A 306-nucleotide genomic window follows, 5' to 3' on the forward strand; every position below is an offset into this window, starting at 1 on the left:
TTTTAAAAGAGAGTTGTCAACACTTTCTCTTGATTAGTTTTTAAGAATATTTCTAGTATGCCACAGCAGGAAAAGTTTAATCAGAGAGAGAACCTACTCCAACTAAAAATGCATAAGAATTAAAAATAGAAAAAAGAGAATGAGAAGGAACTCTCATTCTCTTTTTGAAACTCGTCATGTCTATCCTCTTTTATGCTAACTTTACTTATTTACCTCTCTATTTCCCATATACGGACGTAACACTTCAGGGATCACTACACTGCCATCAGCTTGGTGTTAATTTTCAAGAATTGCCGCTACAGTTCT

Annotated in this window: 1 pseudogene; it reads right to left on the bottom strand. The window is 34.0% G+C overall.

Going from position 1 to position 306, the window contains the following annotated elements:
* Positions 1-201: 201 nt before the first annotated feature.
* Positions 202-306 (bottom strand): annotated as a pseudogene (locus PZE06_RS27770) (hypothetical protein); the annotation flags it as partial.

Source organism: Robertmurraya sp. DFI.2.37 (genome assembly GCF_029211245.1).
Classification (GTDB): Bacteria; Bacillota; Bacilli; order Bacillales; family Cytobacillaceae; genus Robertmurraya; species Robertmurraya methanolica_A.